This window comes from Acinetobacter sp. 197 (genome assembly GCF_048148385.1).
In the GTDB taxonomy this organism is placed as follows: domain Bacteria; phylum Pseudomonadota; class Gammaproteobacteria; order Pseudomonadales; family Moraxellaceae; genus Acinetobacter; species Acinetobacter pecorum.
Genome location: NZ_JAYWZK010000006.1, coordinates 25076 through 40797, shown reverse-complemented (window position 1 = coordinate 40797; position 15722 = coordinate 25076). Strand labels below are relative to the sequence as shown.

The 15722-nt window shown below is 44.0% G+C and carries 17 protein-coding genes; 10 read left to right on the top strand and 7 right to left on the bottom strand.

Translation table 11 applies throughout. From position 1 onward, the window contains the following. Positions 1-4: 4 nt before the first annotated feature. Positions 5-799, top strand: coding sequence for a type I methionyl aminopeptidase (gene map, locus VXQ11_RS07485; RefSeq protein ID WP_064095289.1), 795 nt, complete (start codon positions 5-7; stop codon positions 797-799). 266 nt (positions 800-1065) lie between these two features. Here the strand turns inward: map and VXQ11_RS07480 are convergent, their stop codons facing one another. The 4 genes from VXQ11_RS07480 to VXQ11_RS07465 form a co-directional block, all read right to left on the bottom strand. Beyond that, positions 1066-1977: a LysR substrate-binding domain-containing protein gene (locus VXQ11_RS07480; protein WP_064095290.1), complete on the bottom strand. Its 912-nt coding sequence runs from the start codon at positions 1975-1977 to the stop codon at positions 1066-1068. 87 nt (positions 1978-2064) lie between these two features. Next, positions 2065-2769 carry an SIR2 family NAD-dependent protein deacylase gene (locus VXQ11_RS07475; RefSeq protein WP_064095291.1) on the bottom strand — a complete coding sequence of 235 codons (705 nt, stop codon included), beginning with the start codon at positions 2767-2769 and terminating at the stop codon, positions 2065-2067. A gap of 19 nt (positions 2770-2788) precedes the next feature. Further along, complete coding sequence (locus tag VXQ11_RS07470) at positions 2789-3721, bottom strand: alpha/beta fold hydrolase (RefSeq protein WP_144725217.1); 933 nt, start codon at positions 3719-3721, stop codon at positions 2789-2791. 20 nt (positions 3722-3741) lie between these two features. Next, positions 3742-4284 carry a PadR family transcriptional regulator gene (locus tag VXQ11_RS07465; protein WP_064102666.1) on the bottom strand — a complete coding sequence of 181 codons (543 nt, stop codon included), beginning with the start codon at positions 4282-4284 and terminating at the stop codon, positions 3742-3744. A 165-nt stretch (positions 4285-4449) separates the two neighbouring features. Here VXQ11_RS07465 and VXQ11_RS07460 point away from each other — a divergent pair, with 165 nt between their 5' ends. From VXQ11_RS07460 to VXQ11_RS07450, 3 genes are all read left to right on the top strand, one after another. Continuing rightward, entirely contained in the window at positions 4450-6474 is a 2025-nt protein-coding gene (locus VXQ11_RS07460) for an FAD-dependent oxidoreductase (protein ID WP_416680530.1), read from the top strand. A 180-nt stretch (positions 6475-6654) separates the two neighbouring features. Next, positions 6655-7065: a nuclear transport factor 2 family protein gene (locus VXQ11_RS07455; RefSeq protein WP_416680527.1), complete on the top strand. Its 411-nt coding sequence runs from the start codon at positions 6655-6657 to the stop codon at positions 7063-7065. 70 nt (positions 7066-7135) lie between these two features. Continuing rightward, positions 7136-8248 carry a YheT family hydrolase gene (locus VXQ11_RS07450; protein WP_416680526.1) on the top strand — a complete coding sequence of 371 codons (1113 nt, stop codon included), beginning with the start codon at positions 7136-7138 and terminating at the stop codon, positions 8246-8248. Positions 8249-8305: 57 nt separating this feature from the next. Here the strand turns inward: VXQ11_RS07450 and VXQ11_RS07445 are convergent, their stop codons facing one another. Further along, positions 8306-8731, bottom strand: coding sequence for a hypothetical protein (locus VXQ11_RS07445; protein ID WP_416705751.1), 426 nt, complete (start codon positions 8729-8731; stop codon positions 8306-8308). Between the two features lie 228 nt (positions 8732-8959). Between VXQ11_RS07445 and VXQ11_RS07440 the strand changes: the two genes are divergently transcribed. From VXQ11_RS07440 to rodA, 6 genes are all read left to right on the top strand, one after another. Next, positions 8960-10600, top strand: coding sequence for a CTP synthase (locus VXQ11_RS07440; RefSeq protein WP_416680523.1), 1641 nt, complete (start codon positions 8960-8962; stop codon positions 10598-10600). Positions 10601-10631: 31 nt separating this feature from the next. Then, positions 10632-11489: a 3-deoxy-8-phosphooctulonate synthase gene (kdsA, locus tag VXQ11_RS07435; protein ID WP_064102662.1), complete on the top strand. Its 858-nt coding sequence runs from the start codon at positions 10632-10634 to the stop codon at positions 11487-11489. A gap of 45 nt (positions 11490-11534) precedes the next feature. Then, the gene (eno, locus tag VXQ11_RS07430) at positions 11535-12824 is read left to right on the top strand and encodes a phosphopyruvate hydratase (RefSeq protein ID WP_416705750.1); all 1290 of its coding nucleotides are present in this window, start codon (positions 11535-11537) and stop codon (positions 12822-12824) included. A gap of 7 nt (positions 12825-12831) precedes the next feature. Continuing rightward, positions 12832-13227 carry a cell division protein FtsB gene (ftsB, locus tag VXQ11_RS07425; RefSeq protein WP_081406324.1) on the top strand — a complete coding sequence of 132 codons (396 nt, stop codon included), beginning with the start codon at positions 12832-12834 and terminating at the stop codon, positions 13225-13227. Continuing rightward, positions 13196-13909 carry a 2-C-methyl-D-erythritol 4-phosphate cytidylyltransferase gene (gene ispD / locus VXQ11_RS07420; RefSeq protein WP_064095302.1) on the top strand — a complete coding sequence of 238 codons (714 nt, stop codon included), beginning with the start codon at positions 13196-13198 and terminating at the stop codon, positions 13907-13909. Before ftsB ends, ispD begins: the two co-directional genes overlap by 32 nt. Positions 13910-14022: 113 nt before the next feature. Next, positions 14023-15162, top strand: a complete 1140-nt coding sequence (rodA, locus tag VXQ11_RS07415) for a rod shape-determining protein RodA (protein ID WP_064095303.1) — start codon at positions 14023-14025, stop codon at positions 15160-15162. Between the two features lie 152 nt (positions 15163-15314). On the opposite strand, the gene VXQ11_RS07410 is transcribed toward rodA, so the two are convergent. Then, complete coding sequence (locus tag VXQ11_RS07410) at positions 15315-15617, bottom strand: cyd operon YbgE family protein (RefSeq protein ID WP_004278714.1); 303 nt, start codon at positions 15615-15617, stop codon at positions 15315-15317. 3 nt (positions 15618-15620) lie between these two features. Next, the gene (cydX, locus tag VXQ11_RS07405; RefSeq protein ID WP_004278713.1) at positions 15621-15722 is read right to left on the bottom strand and encodes a cytochrome bd-I oxidase subunit CydX; all 102 of its coding nucleotides are present in this window, start codon (positions 15720-15722) and stop codon (positions 15621-15623) included.

The window sequence follows — 15722 nt, the reverse complement described above, 5'->3', positions numbered from 1 at the left end:
GTATATGCGCGCTCCAGCGATTGGTCTTAAAACTGAGCAAGATATTGAAAAACTGCGGATATCCGGTCGTCTGGCTGCAGAAGTTTTAGCAATGATCGGGGAGCATGTCAAGCCTGGGGTCACGACTGAATATCTGGATGATCTCTGCCATGATTTTATTGTAAACACCTTGAAAGTGACGCCAGCCAATATTGGTTATTATGGCTATACCAAAACCACCTGTATTTCACCGAATGAAGTGGTCTGTCACGGTATTCCATCATCGAAAATCGTTTTACAAGATGGCGATATTATCAATATTGATGTCGCGATTATTAAGGATGGTTATTTTGGTGATACCAGCCGGATGTACTATGTCGGAACGCCATCTCCAGAAGCCAAGCGACTGGTCAATACCACCTATGAAGCCATGGTGGCGGGAATCCATGCTGTAAAGCCGGGCGCAACCTTGGGCGATATTGGTCATGCCATTCAAACCGTTGCTCATCGTGAAGGTTATTCCATTGTGCGTGAATACTGCGGTCATGGTATTGGAAAAGTCTATCATGAACAGCCAAATATTCTGCATTATGGTCAGCCCGGTCAGGGCATTAAACTGGTTCCGGGCATGGTCTTTACCATTGAGCCAATGGTGAACATGGGCAAAGCGCGGGTAAAAGAGCTGAAAGATGGCTGGACTGTGGTTACTACAGATAAGTCATGGTCTGCACAATGGGAACATATGGTCTATGTGACTGAAACCGGTTTTGAAGTCTTGTCGCCTTGGCCTGAAGGTACGGGTGAGTATCCTGAAATTTAAAATATCAATTAGATGATTTTATTAGGATTCACTTACTTACAGAAATTACAAATCCATTGTTCTTGCTGACGAGAACATACAAAACACTACAAAAAACAGTGGTTTAAGATCATTTATTTGATTAAATTAAGAGTCAGATACATAGGTTCCCTTGTTTTTGATCACTAGGCTGTAGTGAAAGTTTCTCTGGCTCATTTTTCCCCAAGAATGAGCTATTTTTTTGTCTCGGGATTCTATTTTATTCAAAATATATTACTTAACTATAGTTAAGTATTTAAGTTATCGTGATTTAATTCGGCAACCAGATAATCAATGAAGACCCGGACAGCGGGCAATAAGCCGCGACGTGAAGGATATACTGCATGAAAAATACCATGCGGCGCTTTCCAGTCGGGAAGTACCCGAACCAGTTCACCACTTGAAATATAGTGTTCGACCACGTTATCTGGTAATAAGGTCACTCCTGAGCCTGAGGCGGCCAGTTGTGCCAGCATATTCAGGTCAGAACCCATAACGGTTGGATTGACACGGATTTTTTTCTGCTCTTGCTGTCCGTTTTGTAGGGTCAGAAACTGTTCGGGATGGTCTTCTGCCATACTCAGGATTTTATGTTCAGACAGTTGTTCTGGGTTTTTCAGGTCACCAAATTCATTCAGATAACCCTGACTGGCAAATAAATGCTGTTCAATTTTTTCAAACTGTCGAATCACTAGATTTGGATCGTCATCCAGGCTAGAGCGCACGCGTAAAGCCAGATCAAAACCTTCATTGATAATATCGACCCGGCGATTGGTGATCATCATCTGGACTTTAATTTCGGGATATTTTTTCAGGAAATTTGGCAGAATTTTTGCCATTTCGTTCTGGGCGATCGATACCGGAAGGCTGACTTTAATGGTTCCACGCGGTTCAGTGCTGAGATGATCGACCAGATCATGGGCGGCTTGCGCAGCATTAAGCATCACCTGTGCATGCCGGTAAATATTCATGCCGATATCAGTCACAGCAAAATGCCGTGAACTGCGCTGGATCAGGCGTACTCCAAGTCGTTCTTCAAGATTATAGACGCGGCGGCTGAGCTTGGATTTGGGAATATCAGTGGCTCTTTCGGCTGCACTAAAGCCGCCATGTTCAACCACTTGAGCAAAACAGTAAAAATCATCCAGATCCGTCAGCATCGTTTAATTCCATTTCTGCAACAATAGGCTGATTAAAAAGAGATTGTTGCGCCGTGTCAACTATAGAATGCAATTACTGAAAGACATTTAAACTTTAGGATCAAATAGGCTAAGCAATGTTTTCATGCCTTCTGTCGCAGTCTGGGAAATCTTATGAAACTGGGCTGGTAAGTACTGTTGATCTGCTTTGGGATCAATATAGTAGGCAGCGCATTCAGGCGGAATTTCATGGATTAAACCCGCCACCGGATAAACCTGTAAACTGGTGCCAATGACGACTAAAATATCGGCATCTTGTATACAGGCTTGCGCATCGGTATAAGCAGGCACAGCCTCGCCAAACCAGACCACATGCGGGCGCAGTGGATATCCCGCCTTACAGAAGTGCTTGTTTAAATCTAGCTCAGTACCTTCAATGGGGTAAAATTCGGTGGTGTACTGGCAATTTGGTCCTGAAGTTTTGGTCAAGCGGATATTGCCATGCAGATGAATGACTTTGGAGCTGCCGGCACGTTCATGTAAATCATCAATATTCTGAGTAATTATATGCACATCAAAGTTATCTTCAAGATTGGCGATCAGCTGGTGGGCTGCATTTGGCTGTGCTTCCAGAATATTTTTACGACGTGCGTTATAAAAGCGTTGCACCAGTTCCGGATTTTTGGCCCAAGCCTTAGGTGTGGCCACATCTTCTATACGATACTGTTCCCAAAGGCCATTACTGTCGCGAAAAGTGTTGATACCACTTTCGGCACTCATGCCTGCACCTGAAAAGATCACCATTTTTTTCATTATTCTGTCTCCTGAGTTTTTAGGCGACTACAGGGCTAAACTGAGTATTTTCCTTTAAAAATACGCCAAGTTCCTTTGCAAATTTTAAGGGCTCAGTCAGTAAAGGGGTATGGCCCGACTTGCTGAAAAGTACTTGTTTGGCCTGAGGCAGGCTTTGGGCAATCAGATGCTGTCCCTCAATCGGATAAAGCTTGGATTGTACACCGCTAAAGAAAGTCACCGGGCAGCTAAGTTGAGCCAGAGCTTCGCGGTAGTCCTCGCGATGGTACAAATAATTATTAATATACCATGCCATATAGTCCACCCGGCTGGAAGGTAATAACAGACTTTGCAGTCGTGGTTGATTCAAAATGAATTCGAAAGCTTTCAGACTATATTTTTGTTCATTTTGTAGCTGAATAAACTTTAACCATAGGGTGGCAATGTGTTTACGCACAGAAACGTCAAGGTTGCGGATCAATTCAACTTGCTGGTATTGCGCAAGTAGGGCAGAGAGCTGCTGCAGGATGTCGATAAATTCCTGATGGCGTGGACCAAAAAGGCCAAAAGCCCAGGCATCATCGACTGGTATTTTAGGGGTTTGATCAATATGCAAATAAGCTGTTATATGTTTGGCAAAGTTACCATAGTGCAGCCCATGCATGGTTGTCGTCGCGCCCATAGAGTAAGCAATCACAATGAATTTATCTAAATTGAGCTGCTGGACCACTGATTGAATATCCAGCCAGTGACTGGAAATCGCATCCAGATCTGGCGGAATTTTACAGCGACTGGAAGCCCCAAAGCCGCGCCATTCCGGAATAATAAAACGGAAATTTTTCTGATGCGGATAGAGAAAAGCTTTCCATTGCCAGCTCAGCATGCCAAGACCGGAGAGGACCAGTACCGGTTGTCCTTGACCGTATTCACGAACAAACAGCTGTTCACCATCTGGCATGCGATAAAAAGGCATGTGTATCTCCGTATTAAAGGTTATTTTTCATCAAACTGTTTGAGCCGGGGAATAACCTGTTCCAGCCAGGCAATCCAGCCCAGTTCCTGATCAATACCTAATTGGAGGATCATTTTATGAATATACAGGGTGCGGTCATTTTCGTCAGCTTGGGCAAAGTCTTTGGCAAAAATTTGCTGATAGGTCATGAGCTTTTCTTTATGCAGTTCCAGATGGCGTTCCAGTTCAGGCAGAGTACTGTTCCCGCCAAGCTGGGCTTCGGCACGCAGACGCACCATCAGTTCTTCGCGCAGTTGTGCTGGTGAACTGTGTTCTAGCATCCAGTTGGCCAGTTCTTCCCGACCGAGGCGTTCTACCTGATAGGTTTTTTTACGGCTATTTGAATCTTCCTCTTCTATCGTCGAAATCCAGCCTTTTTGCAGCATGGCATTTAGTTCACGATAGATCTGCTGATGGGTAGCATTCCAGAAAAAACCCATGGAACGGTCAAAACGACGTGCCAGTTCAATGCCGGTACTGGGCTTTTCGATCAGGCTGGTGAGTAGAACATGCGATAAAGACATAAACGTCTCAAAAAAATGACTCTGGATTATTATGCAACATGTTGCATAAAAATCAATTCTGCACTATAAATTAGTGCAACAAGTTGCATAAGGCTGATATCTGATAGAAGTAATCAGTCAGCCTGAATAAAAATAGCCAGCACGTTTGCACGCTAGGGAGTTGAAATGTCTAAATATCCGAATTTACTTGCCCCACTGGATCTGGGTTTTACTACGCTTAAAAACCGTGTCCTAATGGGCTCTATGCATGTGGGCTTGGAAGAAGCACCGGGTGGTTATGATCGGATGGCTGCTTTTTATGCAGAGCGTGCCAAAGGTGGAGTAGCATTAATTGTCACCGGCGGAATTTCTCCGAACGATCATGGAGTGACTTTTCAGGGTGGATCCAAGCTTGATACAGTTGAAGAAGCTGAAAAGCATAAGGTGATTACGCAGGCAGTGCATGAAGCTGGCGGTAAAATTGCCATGCAGATCCTGCATACCGGACGATATTCCTATCAGGCAGAAAATGTCGCGCCGTCACCGATTCAGGCACCGATTAATCCGGTTAAACCGCATGCTTTGACTTCTGCAGAAGTGCAACAGACCATTGATGATTTCGCAAATTGTGCCAAGCTGGCTCAGTATGCTGGTTATGACGGTGTGGAAATCATGGGTTCGGAAGGCTACCTGATCAATGAATTTATCGCAGCACGTACTAACCACCGTGATGATGAATGGGGCGGCAGCTATGAAAACCGGATTCGCTTCCCGATTGAAATCGTGCGCCGTACCCGTGAAATGGTAGGTGAGAACTTTATTATCATTTACCGTCTTTCAATGCTGGATCTGGTAGAAGGCGGTTCAACATTAGAAGAAGTGATTCAGCTGGCCAAGGCAATTGAAAAAGCGGGTGCTACCATTATCAACACCGGCATCGGCTGGCATGAAGCGCGTATTCCGACCATCGCCACCAAAGTACCACGGGCAGCCTTTACCTGGGTAACACGCAAGCTGAAAGGGCAGGTAAGCGTCCCGCTCATCACCTCTAACCGGATTAATACACCGGAAATGGCTGAGTATGTATTGGCTTCGGGTGATGCGGATATGATCTCCATGGCTCGTCCAATGCTGGCCGACTCAGAGTTTGTATTAAAAGCTGAACAGGGCCGTAGCGATGAAATCAATACCTGTATCGGCTGTAACCAGGCCTGTCTGGATCATATTTTCTCGATGAAAATTGCCACCTGTCTGGTCAATCCGCGGGCCTGTTATGAAACCGAGCTAATTTTTAAAGAAACCAATGTAGCAAAAAATATTGCCGTGATTGGTGCAGGGCCGGCCGGTTTAAGTTTTGCTATCTATGCAGCGAATCGTGGTCATCATGTCACTATATTCGAAGCCGCTGCGCAGATCGGTGGGCAGTTCAATATCGCTAAAACCATTCCAGGCAAGGAAGAATTTTATGAAACTTTACGTTATTTTAAGCGTCAGATTGAATTGCAACCACGTATCAAGTTATTGCTGAATCGTAAGGCGACTTTTGAGCAGCTAGTTTCTGCAGAATTCGACGATATTGTGGTGGCAACAGGGGTAACACCGCGCCAGCTTAATATCCCAGGTATTGATCATCCTAAGGTGCTGTCTTATCTTGACGTACTGAGAGAGCGTAAACCAGTTGGTCAGCGTGTCGCGATTATTGGTGCAGGCGGTATTGGTTTTGATACAGCCGAGCTTCTCAGCCATGGTGCCGAAAGTGGTAGCGTCAATCCGGAAAAATTCTATGATGAATGGGGTATCGATACCGACTATGAAAATGTCGGTGGACTTAAACCTGCCCATGTAGAACAACCGCAGCGTGAAATTTATTTGTTGCAACGTAAACCAGCTTCTGTGGGTTCCAGTCTGGGTAAAACCACCGGCTGGATTCATCGTACAGGCTTGAAACACCGTCATGTAAAAATGATTGCAGGGGCAAGTTATGAAAAAATTGATGATCAAGGTTTACATATTGTCGTAAATGACAAACCTGCATTGCTGGAGGTCGATCAAATTATCATTTGCGCCGGTCAGGAATCTCATACTGCTATGTTTGATGAACTGAAAGCGGCAGGTAAAAGTGTTCATCTGATTGGTGGTGCGAAAGAGGCAGGTGAGCTGGATGCCAAGCGCGCAATCCGTCAGGGTGCTGAATTGGCTGCGGTGATCTGAAAATATTAAAACCTGCTTTCCTCCCTCTCCTTTAATAAAGGAGAGGGTTAGGGAGATGATTTAGAATAAAAAATCCCCCTTGCGAAGCAGTACTTCTCACCTTTAATAAAGGGGGGAATCCTGTCTATTAAAAAAGCATTTAAGCGTTTATTAAAAAAGATCAAAAAAAAGGACTCCAAAATGACCATCGAAACTACAAGAAAGTCCATTGCGCGCTGGCATGAGATGCTGGAAAAGGGTGATCTGTCGATCTTGAATGAGCTGCTTGCTGAAAATGTGGTATTTCGTTCGCCAGTGGCTTTTCAGCCTTATTCTGGAAAACAGGTGGTATTCTTTATCCTATCCAATGTAATTCAGGTCTTTGAAAATTTCACTTATCACCGTGAATTCTTCAGTGAAGATGGTAACAATGTCGTACTTGAGTTTTCTGCTCAAGTGGGCGATAAGAAACTGAAAGGAGTTGACATGATTCATTTTGATGATGAAGGTCAGATCACTGACTTTGAAGTCATGCTTAGACCTAAATCCGGACTAGAAGCTTTAGCCTTACATATGGGCCAACGGATGCAGTCATTCCAAGCTAAAACTTAATTCGAATTATTGATATCAAGTCGGCATGAAATTTGTAAATCACAGCTAGTAACGCTAGAGGGGATGACAGATGAAAATGTTGCTTAAAAAAATGGGTCAGCTTTCCAGTGAATATCTGGACCGCTTCAGTGGAGCAGATCAGCCGACCCTCTATTACAATCCGAATGGTATTTTTTCAGGATTAATTGAATATTTACCACAACTTAAACAGAAATACCGTCCTACGCCGTGGCTAGCCAATGCACATGCACATATTCTGTATCTGGATCTGATAAAAAAACGGACCATCAAGCTGAGATATGATTTGCTTGAGCAGCTAAAAATGTCAGATGGCGGTATTACCGGTATTGCATGGTATGGTCTGGATCTTCCTGCAAATACACCTACCATTGTTTTATTGCATACTATAACCGGTTCTCCTGAGTCAATGCGGGAACTGGTACGGGATCTGCATAAATATACCGGTTGGCGCGTGGCTTTATGCTTACGCCGTGGCCATGCCCACCTGCCAATGCCTGTCCCTAAAATGAATCTTTTTGGTTCGACCCAGGACTTGCGGGAACAGTTGCTTTATATCCAGGATAAATTTCCTCAATCCGATCTTTATGGGGTTGGCTCATCTGCCGGTACAGGTTTGCTTGTCCGTTATCTCGGCGAAGAAGGCGAACAGACACCATTAAAAGCCGCATTTGCCTTGTGTCCAGGCTATGACATGGAAACGGGATTCGATTATGTCCATCCATTTTATAGTAAGGTCATGACCAAAAAACTGATTAAGCGTTTTATCCAGCCTTATCAGGAAACCTGGCAAGTCTGTCCGAGCTGGAAAAGATTACTGGAAGTTAAAGATCTATCCGAGTTTGAACGACTCTATTTTGAGCTGGCCGGATTTAAAGATTATGTGAGTTATACGCAAGCCACCAATCCTATCTACGTCTTTGAAAATGTCAAAATTCCATTGATGATTTTGAATTCCGAGGATGATCCGGTTTGTAATATCCGGAATCTGGAGCCTCATAAGGATAAAATCAGAGCCATGCCGAATATTGTCGTGATTACCACTAAAAGAGGCAGTCATTGCGGTTTTTATCAAGGCTTGATAAAAACCGAATCATGGGCCACTCGTCTGATGGCAGATTACCTGATTCATTTATCTCGTACGCAAGTACAGGCATCTGCCTAAAAAGTCTTAATAAAAAACCCAGCAGATGCTGGGTTTTTTTGATGAATGATCTTGTAATTAGTTAAGTGCTGGCATTGCTGCGGCAATCGCATCAGCAACTGCATCATCTTCAGACTTGTTTTCTGGGTCAGAATTGGTTTTAGGTGCAGGTGCAGGTGAAGCAGGTTTTGAAACAGGCTCTTCACTGGTTTCCTTCACTGGTGTTGGCTCGCTCGTTTCCGGCTTTTTGATTTCACGGCGGATTTCAGTCGTTGTGTTTTCAGTTTGCTCACGTTGAATTTCAACCGTTGGCACCGCTTCTTCAATGACTTCTTCTTCTACTACCGGCTCAAGCGGTTCAAATTGTACCGGTTCTGGAGTTGAGATTTCTGATGCTGGAGCAACTTCTACTTGTTCTTCTTCTTTTGGTGCTTCTTTTTTTACACACGCAGTTAATGTCAGGCCAGTCAGGATTAGGGTGGAGATTAAAAGTTTCTTCATCATCATTGCATCAAACATAAAAGTGTGGAGGGGATACACCATTATAGCAGCAAAATGCAAGATAGAAATCATATGAACTTACTGTAATTTTTTAGGGGAATTGCTGTTAGAATAGTCAATTGTTTATTGTTCTTTGAATTGATGCGGATTGACTTTGCTTTCTAGGTACAAGGTAAAGTAAAATTGCGCAACATTGCAGGCCGATTTAGGCTCGATTGTACGAGAAACCCAATGACCCATTTTATTTTCGTTACTGGTGGTGTAGTTTCATCACTAGGTAAAGGTATTTCAGCTGCTTCTGTTGCTGCACTTTTAGAAGCTCGTGGTTTAAAAGTGACCATGGTAAAAATGGATCCATACATTAATGTCGATCCAGGGACAATGAGCCCATTCCAGCATGGTGAAGTTTTTGTTACAGAAGATGGTGCTGAAACAGACTTAGACTTGGGTTACTACGAACGTTTCTTGCGTCGTGCGAAAATGACCAAACTGAATAACTTCACATCAGGCCGTGTTTACCAGGATGTTCTGAACAAAGAACGCCGTGGTGACTATCTAGGCGGCACTGTGCAAGTTATTCCACACATTACTGACAATATCAAAGAGCGTGTACTTCGTGCAGGCGAAGGTTATGACGTTGCGATCGTGGAGATCGGCGGTACTGTAGGTGACATTGAATCTCTCCCATTCATGGAATCTGTACGTCAGTTGATGGTTGAACTTGGTCATAAACGTACCATGTTAATGCACTTAACGTTACTCCCATACATTAAGTCTGCAGCAGAATTAAAAACCAAACCAACACAGCACTCTGTTAAAGAACTCCTGTCGATTGGTATTCAGCCAGACATTCTAATCTGTCGTACAGAGTATGATGTAGATGCCGATACAACGCGTAAGATTGCATTATTTACCAACGTTGAAGCACGTGCCGTTGTGGTATGTAAAGATGCACGTTCGATCTACCAGATTCCACGTACATTCTACGAACAAAATGTTGATGATTTAATCTGTGAACGTTTTGGCTTTAACGATCTTCCTGAAGCTGATTTAACAGATTGGGATAACGTGGTAGAAGCCTTACTAAACCCTGAATACACGGTTCGTGTGGCAATGGTTGGTAAATATGTTGAACTTCCAGATGCCTATAAGTCGGTAAATGAGGCACTTCTACATGCGGGTATTCAAAACCGTGTGAAAGTTCAGATTGACTACGTAAACGCTGAAGAGCTTGAAAGCCAAGATGTAGCAGAAGTATTGAAAGATGCTGATGCGATTCTGGTTCCAGGTGGTTTCGGTGAGCGCGGTACTGAAGGTAAAATGAAGGCGATTCAATTCGCACGTGAGAACGGTGTGCCATTCCTTGGTATTTGCTTGGGTATGCAGTTGGCTGTAATCGAATACGCACGTAATGTTGCGGGTATTGCAGATGCGACTTCGACTGAATTTAACCGTTCAACCAAATCTCCATTGATTGGTCTGATTACTGAATGGCTAGATGAGCGCGGTGAAGTTCAGCAACGTTCTGCTGACTCGGATCTGGGTGGCACGATGCGTTTAGGTGCGCAAAAATCTGAACTGGTTGCAGGAACTAAAACTGCAGAAGTTTATGGTTCTGAAGAAATCATCGAGCGTCACCGTCACCGTTACGAGATGAATAACCGTTATATTCCTGTGCTGGAAGAAAAAGGCATGAAGATTTCTGGTTATTCTCCGGTACAACATCTGGTAGAAACTGTTGAAATTCCTGCACATCCTTGGTTTATTGCAGTACAATTCCACCCGGAATTTACCAGCTCGCCACGTGATGGACATCCATTATTTGCCAGTTTCATTGATGCTGCAAAAAAGCAGTACCAAAAAACCAAATAATGCGAGTTTAAGACACAACTAGGAAGTTTAAATGTCACAATTAAAACCACAAGAAATTGTACGTTTAGGCGATATACAAATGGCAAACCACTTGCCATTTGTACTATTCGGCGGCATGAACGTACTCGAGTCTAAAGACCTGGCTTTTGAAATTGCAGAGACTTATGTTGATATCTGCAAACGTCTAGATATTCCATATGTCTTTAAAGCAAGTTTTGATAAAGCCAACCGTTCAAGCCTGAACTCATTCCGTGGGCCTGGCCTGGAAAAAGGTCTCGAGTGGTTAGCAGACATTAAAAAACACTTTAATGTGCCGATCATTACCGATGTACATGAGCCGTATCAGGCAGCTCCTGTGGCGGAAGTTGCTGACATTATCCAGCTTCCTGCATTCTTAAGTCGTCAGACTGACCTGGTTGAAGCGATGGCAAAAACGGATGCCATCATCAACATCAAAAAAGCCCAGTTCCTGGCTCCGCACGAAATGCGCCATATTCTGCATAAGTGTCTGGAAGCGGGAAATGACAAGCTGATTCTTTGTGAACGCGGTTCATCATTTGGCTATAACAATCTGGTTGTAGACATGTTGGGCTTCGACGTCATGAAAGAAATGAATGTGCCAGTATTCTTTGATGTCACCCATGCCTTACAGACGCCAGGCGGTCGTGCTGACTCTGCCGGCGGTCGTCGTGCCCAGATTACTACACTGGCACGTGCCGGTATGGCAACAGGTCTTGCAGGTTTGTTCCTGGAAGCCCATCCAAATCCGGATGTGGCAAAATGTGATGGTCCTTGTGCCTTGCGTTTATCTCAACTAGAGCCATTCCTCGCTCAACTCAAAGAGCTGGATACTTTAGTGAAAGGATTTGAAAAATTAGATACCCATTGATGCAGTTTTAAGCATCCTGTTATTCAATCAACTGAGGAATTGTTCATGAGTCAAATCGTTGACATTCGTGCACGTGAAATTTTGGACTCTCGTGGTAACCCAACCATCGAAGCAGACGTTATCTTAGCATCTGGCGTAGTTGGCCGTGCATGTGCACCATCTGGTGCTTCAACTGGTTCTCGTGAAGCTTTAGAACTTCGTGATGGCGATAAAGCGCGTTACTTGGGTAAAGGCGTTAAAACTGCGGTGAACAACGTAAACACATTGATTCGTGAAGCGTTAATTGGTAAGTTAGTATTCGAGCAACAAGACATCGATCATACGATGATCGCGCTTGATGGTACTGAAAATAAAGAAAAACTAGGTGCAAACGCAACTTTGGCAGTTTCTCTTGCTGCTGCGCGTGCTGCTGCTGAAGAAAAGAAAGTTCCACTTTTCCAATACATCGCAGATCTTCGTAACAACAGCATTTTAACCATGCCTGTTCCAATGATGAACATCCTGAACGGTGGTTCACACGCAGACAACAACGTTGATATTCAAGAGTTCATGATTGAGCCTGTAGGCTTCACTTCATTCTCTGAAGCGTTACGTGCAGGTGCTGAAATCTTCCATTCTTTGAAATCAGTTTTAAAGAAACAAGGTTTGAACACTGCTGTAGGTGATGAGGGTGGTTTCGCGCCGAACCTTCGTTCAAACGAAGAAGCAATTACTGTTATTCTGGAAGCAATTGAAAAAACTGGCTATAAAGCTGGTTCTGACATCATGCTTGCACTTGACTGTGCATCTTCAGAATTCTACAAAGATGGCCAGTACATTCTTGCAGGCGAAGGCAACAAGGCATTCACAAGCAACCAGTTCTCTGACTATTTAGCAGGTCTGGTGAACCAGTACCCAATCATTTCAATCGAAGATGGTCTGGACGAATCTGACTGGGAAGGTTGGTCTTACCTGACTTCTATCCTTGGCGACAAGATCCAGTTGGTGGGTGATGATTTGTTTGTAACGAATCCGAAAATCCTGCAACGTGGTATCAATGAGAAAGTCGCTAACTCGATTCTGATCAAATACAACCAGATCGGTACCTTGACTGAAACTCTAGATGCAATCTATCTTGCGAAAGCAAATGGTTATTCTACAGTGATTTCTCACCGTTCAGGCGAAACTGAAGATTCAACGATTGCAGATCTTGCAGTGGGTACAGCAGCGGGTCAAATCAAGACAGGTTCACTTTGCCGTTCTGACCGTGTAGCAAAATATAATCAATTACTTCGCATTGAAGAATTGACTCATGCTGCATATCGCGGTAAAGCTGAGTTCAAGGGTTTGAACTAAGCGACTTATGTCAATGTTATTAAATGTATTCGACTCTTTGATGAGTAAAGTACTGTTGGGCCTTGCGATCGTTCTGATCGCAGGGTTTCAATATTTATACTGGTTTGGTGAAGGTGGTTATCATGATCATCAGCAACTGACCCAGAAAATCCAGCAACAAGTAGAATTAAATGAAGAGCTAAAAGAACGTAATCGCGTTCTCGCAGCAGAAGTCTATGATTTGAAGAATGGTATTGAAGCCATCGAAGAGCATGCACGTTTAGATCTTGGCCTGATTAAGCCTCATGAAACTTTTGTTCAAATGAGTACCATCAGCACCCAATATAAACCGATCTATCTTAATCCCAATTCTAAAGTAGACCTGCGAACCAATGAGTCAGCTGAAGTACCAACCACACCCTAAACTTTGGGCCATTCTTCCAGCTGCAGGTTCCGGTAGCCGTTTCTCTAAAACAGAGCTGAAACAATACCAGATGATTCAGGAGCAGACAGTTCTTGAACATACGGTGGCACGTCTAAATCAACTGCCTTTGGCGGGTTATGTTCTGGCGATTGGTGAACAGGACAACGTGGCGAAAACCCTGCCATTTTCCAGTCTGGAGAAGGCCCATTTTTGTCAGGGTGGTGCCGAGCGGGTGAACTCTGTATTGAATGCATTGATTTATTTATCTCAAATCACTTCTGAAGATGACTGGGTGCTGGTCCATGATGCGGCGCGTCCGTGTGTCAGTCAGGATTGTCTTCAGCAGTTAGTCAATGCGGCGATGACCAAGGATCAGGCTGCAATTTTGGCGATTCCGGTACGAGATACCCTGAAACGGGTCATGACTGGTTCTGATATTGAGGAAACGGTCGATCGCTCGATGCTCTGGCAAGCACAAACCCCACAAATGGCGAAACTGGGAGTCTTGAAGCGCGCCATTCAACAGGCGTTGAAAAATGGTGCAACCATTACCGATGAAGCCAGCGCACTGGAGCATATTGGTGAGCAGGTGAGTGTAGTTCAAGGGCGTTCTGATAATATTAAAATTACTTATCCGGATGATCTGGAACTCGCCAGGCTGATTTTACAAGCTCAGGCGTAAAAATGTATTCAAATAAAATTTAAATAAAAGCAGAATAAATCTGGCTATGGCGATCTATTCCCTATGGCTTTCACTTATAATTTTGCCATCATTCTTTTTTCACCTTCTGGCCAATGATACCTTCACAGCAGTATCGGTTTTTACGTCATTCTTTGCGTGATGGACGTAGTATTAACCCGCAAGATTCATCTCGATGGACCAAGTTGCACCTTGATCCGTGGTTATTGTGCTTTCTGATTCTGAATGCAATCCTGGGTTTAATGGTGGTGTATAGCGCGACCTCCGAAGACTCTGGCATGGTGGTGCGTCAGGCGATCAGTTTCGGAATTGGCTTTGTGCTGCTGTTTATCTGTGCGCAGATTCCACCGAAAGTCTATCAGGCGATTAGTCCATACCTGTATGCCTTCGGAATATTCATGCTGCTTCTGGTCTTTGTGATTGGTGAAAAACGTTTAGGTGCAACCCGCTGGATTACCTTGCCAGGGGTAGGAAGTATGCAACCGAGTGAGGTGATGAAATTTGCGATGCCTTTGATGATGGCCTGGTATTTTGCACGCAAGCCGTTTCCTCCCAAATTTTTGCATATTGTCGGGGCTTTGATTTTATTGGGGATACCATTTGTTTTAGTGGCACTTCAGCCTGATTTGAATATTGGTTTGGTGATTCCCGGTATTTTTGTTCTATTTTTAAGTGGGATGTCGTGGCGTCTGATTGGTGGTGCAGCGGCGGCAGTAGCCGTGGCAGCTCCGGCTGCATGGATGTTCGTACTACAGGAATATCAAAAAAAACGTATCACCACGTTGTTCGATCCGGAGTCAGATGCCTTGGGCGCGGGCTGGAATATTATCCAGTCCAAAATCGCCATTGGTTCAGGCGGTTCCACAGGTAAAGGCTATACTGAAGGTACGCAATCGCATTTGGGTTATCTCCCTGAACATCATACTGACTTTATTATGTCGACCTATGCCGAAGAATTCGGTTTTATTGGTGTTTTCCTGCTGTTCAGTTTATTCACTGCCATTATTATTCGCTGTTTGATGATTGGTTTAAACAGCTTTCATAACTTTGGCCGTTTATATGCTGGAGCCATGGGACTGACTTTCTTCTTCTTTGTATTTTTAAACTCAGGCATGGTGAGCGGGATTTTACCTGTAACTGGAGATCCATTGCCGCTGATGAGTTATGGTGGAACGGCAGTGATTTCCATGCTGGCCGGGATGGGCATTGTGATGTCGATTCATACCCATCGATAAATTATTCTAAAAGTTGGACTTTTTCCGGCTTTCTTATAGACTTAAGATAAGTTGTTTTAAAAATCCAGTTGGGCCAGAAGAAAAAAAGAATATTCTAGAACTCGTATTAAATTAAAAAAGCCCTCATTTGAGGGCTTTTTTAATTTAATACTTTAACTGAGAAACCAGGTGTAATAGCCCCAGATCATTAAAGGCCAGGCTAAAAATGGACTAAACAGCCATTTCCAGAACCAGTGGCGCGGCATAAAGCCCACACCATGGACAAAGCCTCCAGAAATACCAATCATAATATACATCATGGCACTATGGCTATATTCACCATTGGCATCCAGCATTGCGGAAGGATGAACCAATAACACGGCTGCGAGAGGAAAAGCCAGGAGGCAGGAAATCATCATCGCAAATTTGTTTGGTTTCTTGTCTACAACGGTTTTCTCAAGCGCAGCTTCGGTCATGTTTTATTCCTCATCCAGGTCTTGATGTTGTTCCATGTAAATGGCAGCAATTACACTGGCAAAACACGCCATCAGTACACCCAGAATCCAAGCAAAATACCACAT

Coding starts and splice junctions, on each gene's coding strand:
- map (WP_064095289.1), top strand. CDS start 5: ATGCGCGCTCCAGCGATTGGTCTTAAAACTGAGCAAGATATTGAAAAA.
- VXQ11_RS07480 (WP_064095290.1), bottom strand. CDS start 1,977: ATGCTGACGGATCTGGATGATTTTTACTGTTTTGCTCAAGTGGTTGAA.
- VXQ11_RS07475 (WP_064095291.1), bottom strand. CDS start 2,769: ATGAAAAAAATGGTGATCTTTTCAGGTGCAGGCATGAGTGCCGAAAGT.
- VXQ11_RS07470 (WP_144725217.1), bottom strand. CDS start 3,721: ATGCCTTTTTATCGCATGCCAGATGGTGAACAGCTGTTTGTTCGTGAA.
- VXQ11_RS07465 (WP_064102666.1), bottom strand. CDS start 4,284: ATGTCTTTATCGCATGTTCTACTCACCAGCCTGATCGAAAAGCCCAGT.
- VXQ11_RS07460 (WP_416680530.1), top strand. CDS start 4,450: ATGTCTAAATATCCGAATTTACTTGCCCCACTGGATCTGGGTTTTACT.
- VXQ11_RS07455 (WP_416680527.1), top strand. CDS start 6,655: ATGACCATCGAAACTACAAGAAAGTCCATTGCGCGCTGGCATGAGATG.
- VXQ11_RS07450 (WP_416680526.1), top strand. CDS start 7,136: ATGAAAATGTTGCTTAAAAAAATGGGTCAGCTTTCCAGTGAATATCTG.
- VXQ11_RS07445 (WP_416705751.1), bottom strand. CDS start 8,731: ATGATGAAGAAACTTTTAATCTCCACCCTAATCCTGACTGGCCTGACA.
- VXQ11_RS07440 (WP_416680523.1), top strand. CDS start 8,960: ATGACCCATTTTATTTTCGTTACTGGTGGTGTAGTTTCATCACTAGGT.
- kdsA (WP_064102662.1), top strand. CDS start 10,632: ATGTCACAATTAAAACCACAAGAAATTGTACGTTTAGGCGATATACAA.
- eno (WP_416705750.1), top strand. CDS start 11,535: ATGAGTCAAATCGTTGACATTCGTGCACGTGAAATTTTGGACTCTCGT.
- ftsB (WP_081406324.1), top strand. CDS start 12,832: ATGTCAATGTTATTAAATGTATTCGACTCTTTGATGAGTAAAGTACTG.
- ispD (WP_064095302.1), top strand. CDS start 13,196: ATGAGTCAGCTGAAGTACCAACCACACCCTAAACTTTGGGCCATTCTT.
- rodA (WP_064095303.1), top strand. CDS start 14,023: ATGATACCTTCACAGCAGTATCGGTTTTTACGTCATTCTTTGCGTGAT.
- VXQ11_RS07410 (WP_004278714.1), bottom strand. CDS start 15,617: ATGACCGAAGCTGCGCTTGAGAAAACCGTTGTAGACAAGAAACCAAAC.
- cydX (WP_004278713.1), bottom strand. CDS start 15,722: ATGTGGTATTTTGCTTGGATTCTGGGTGTACTGATGGCGTGTTTTGCC.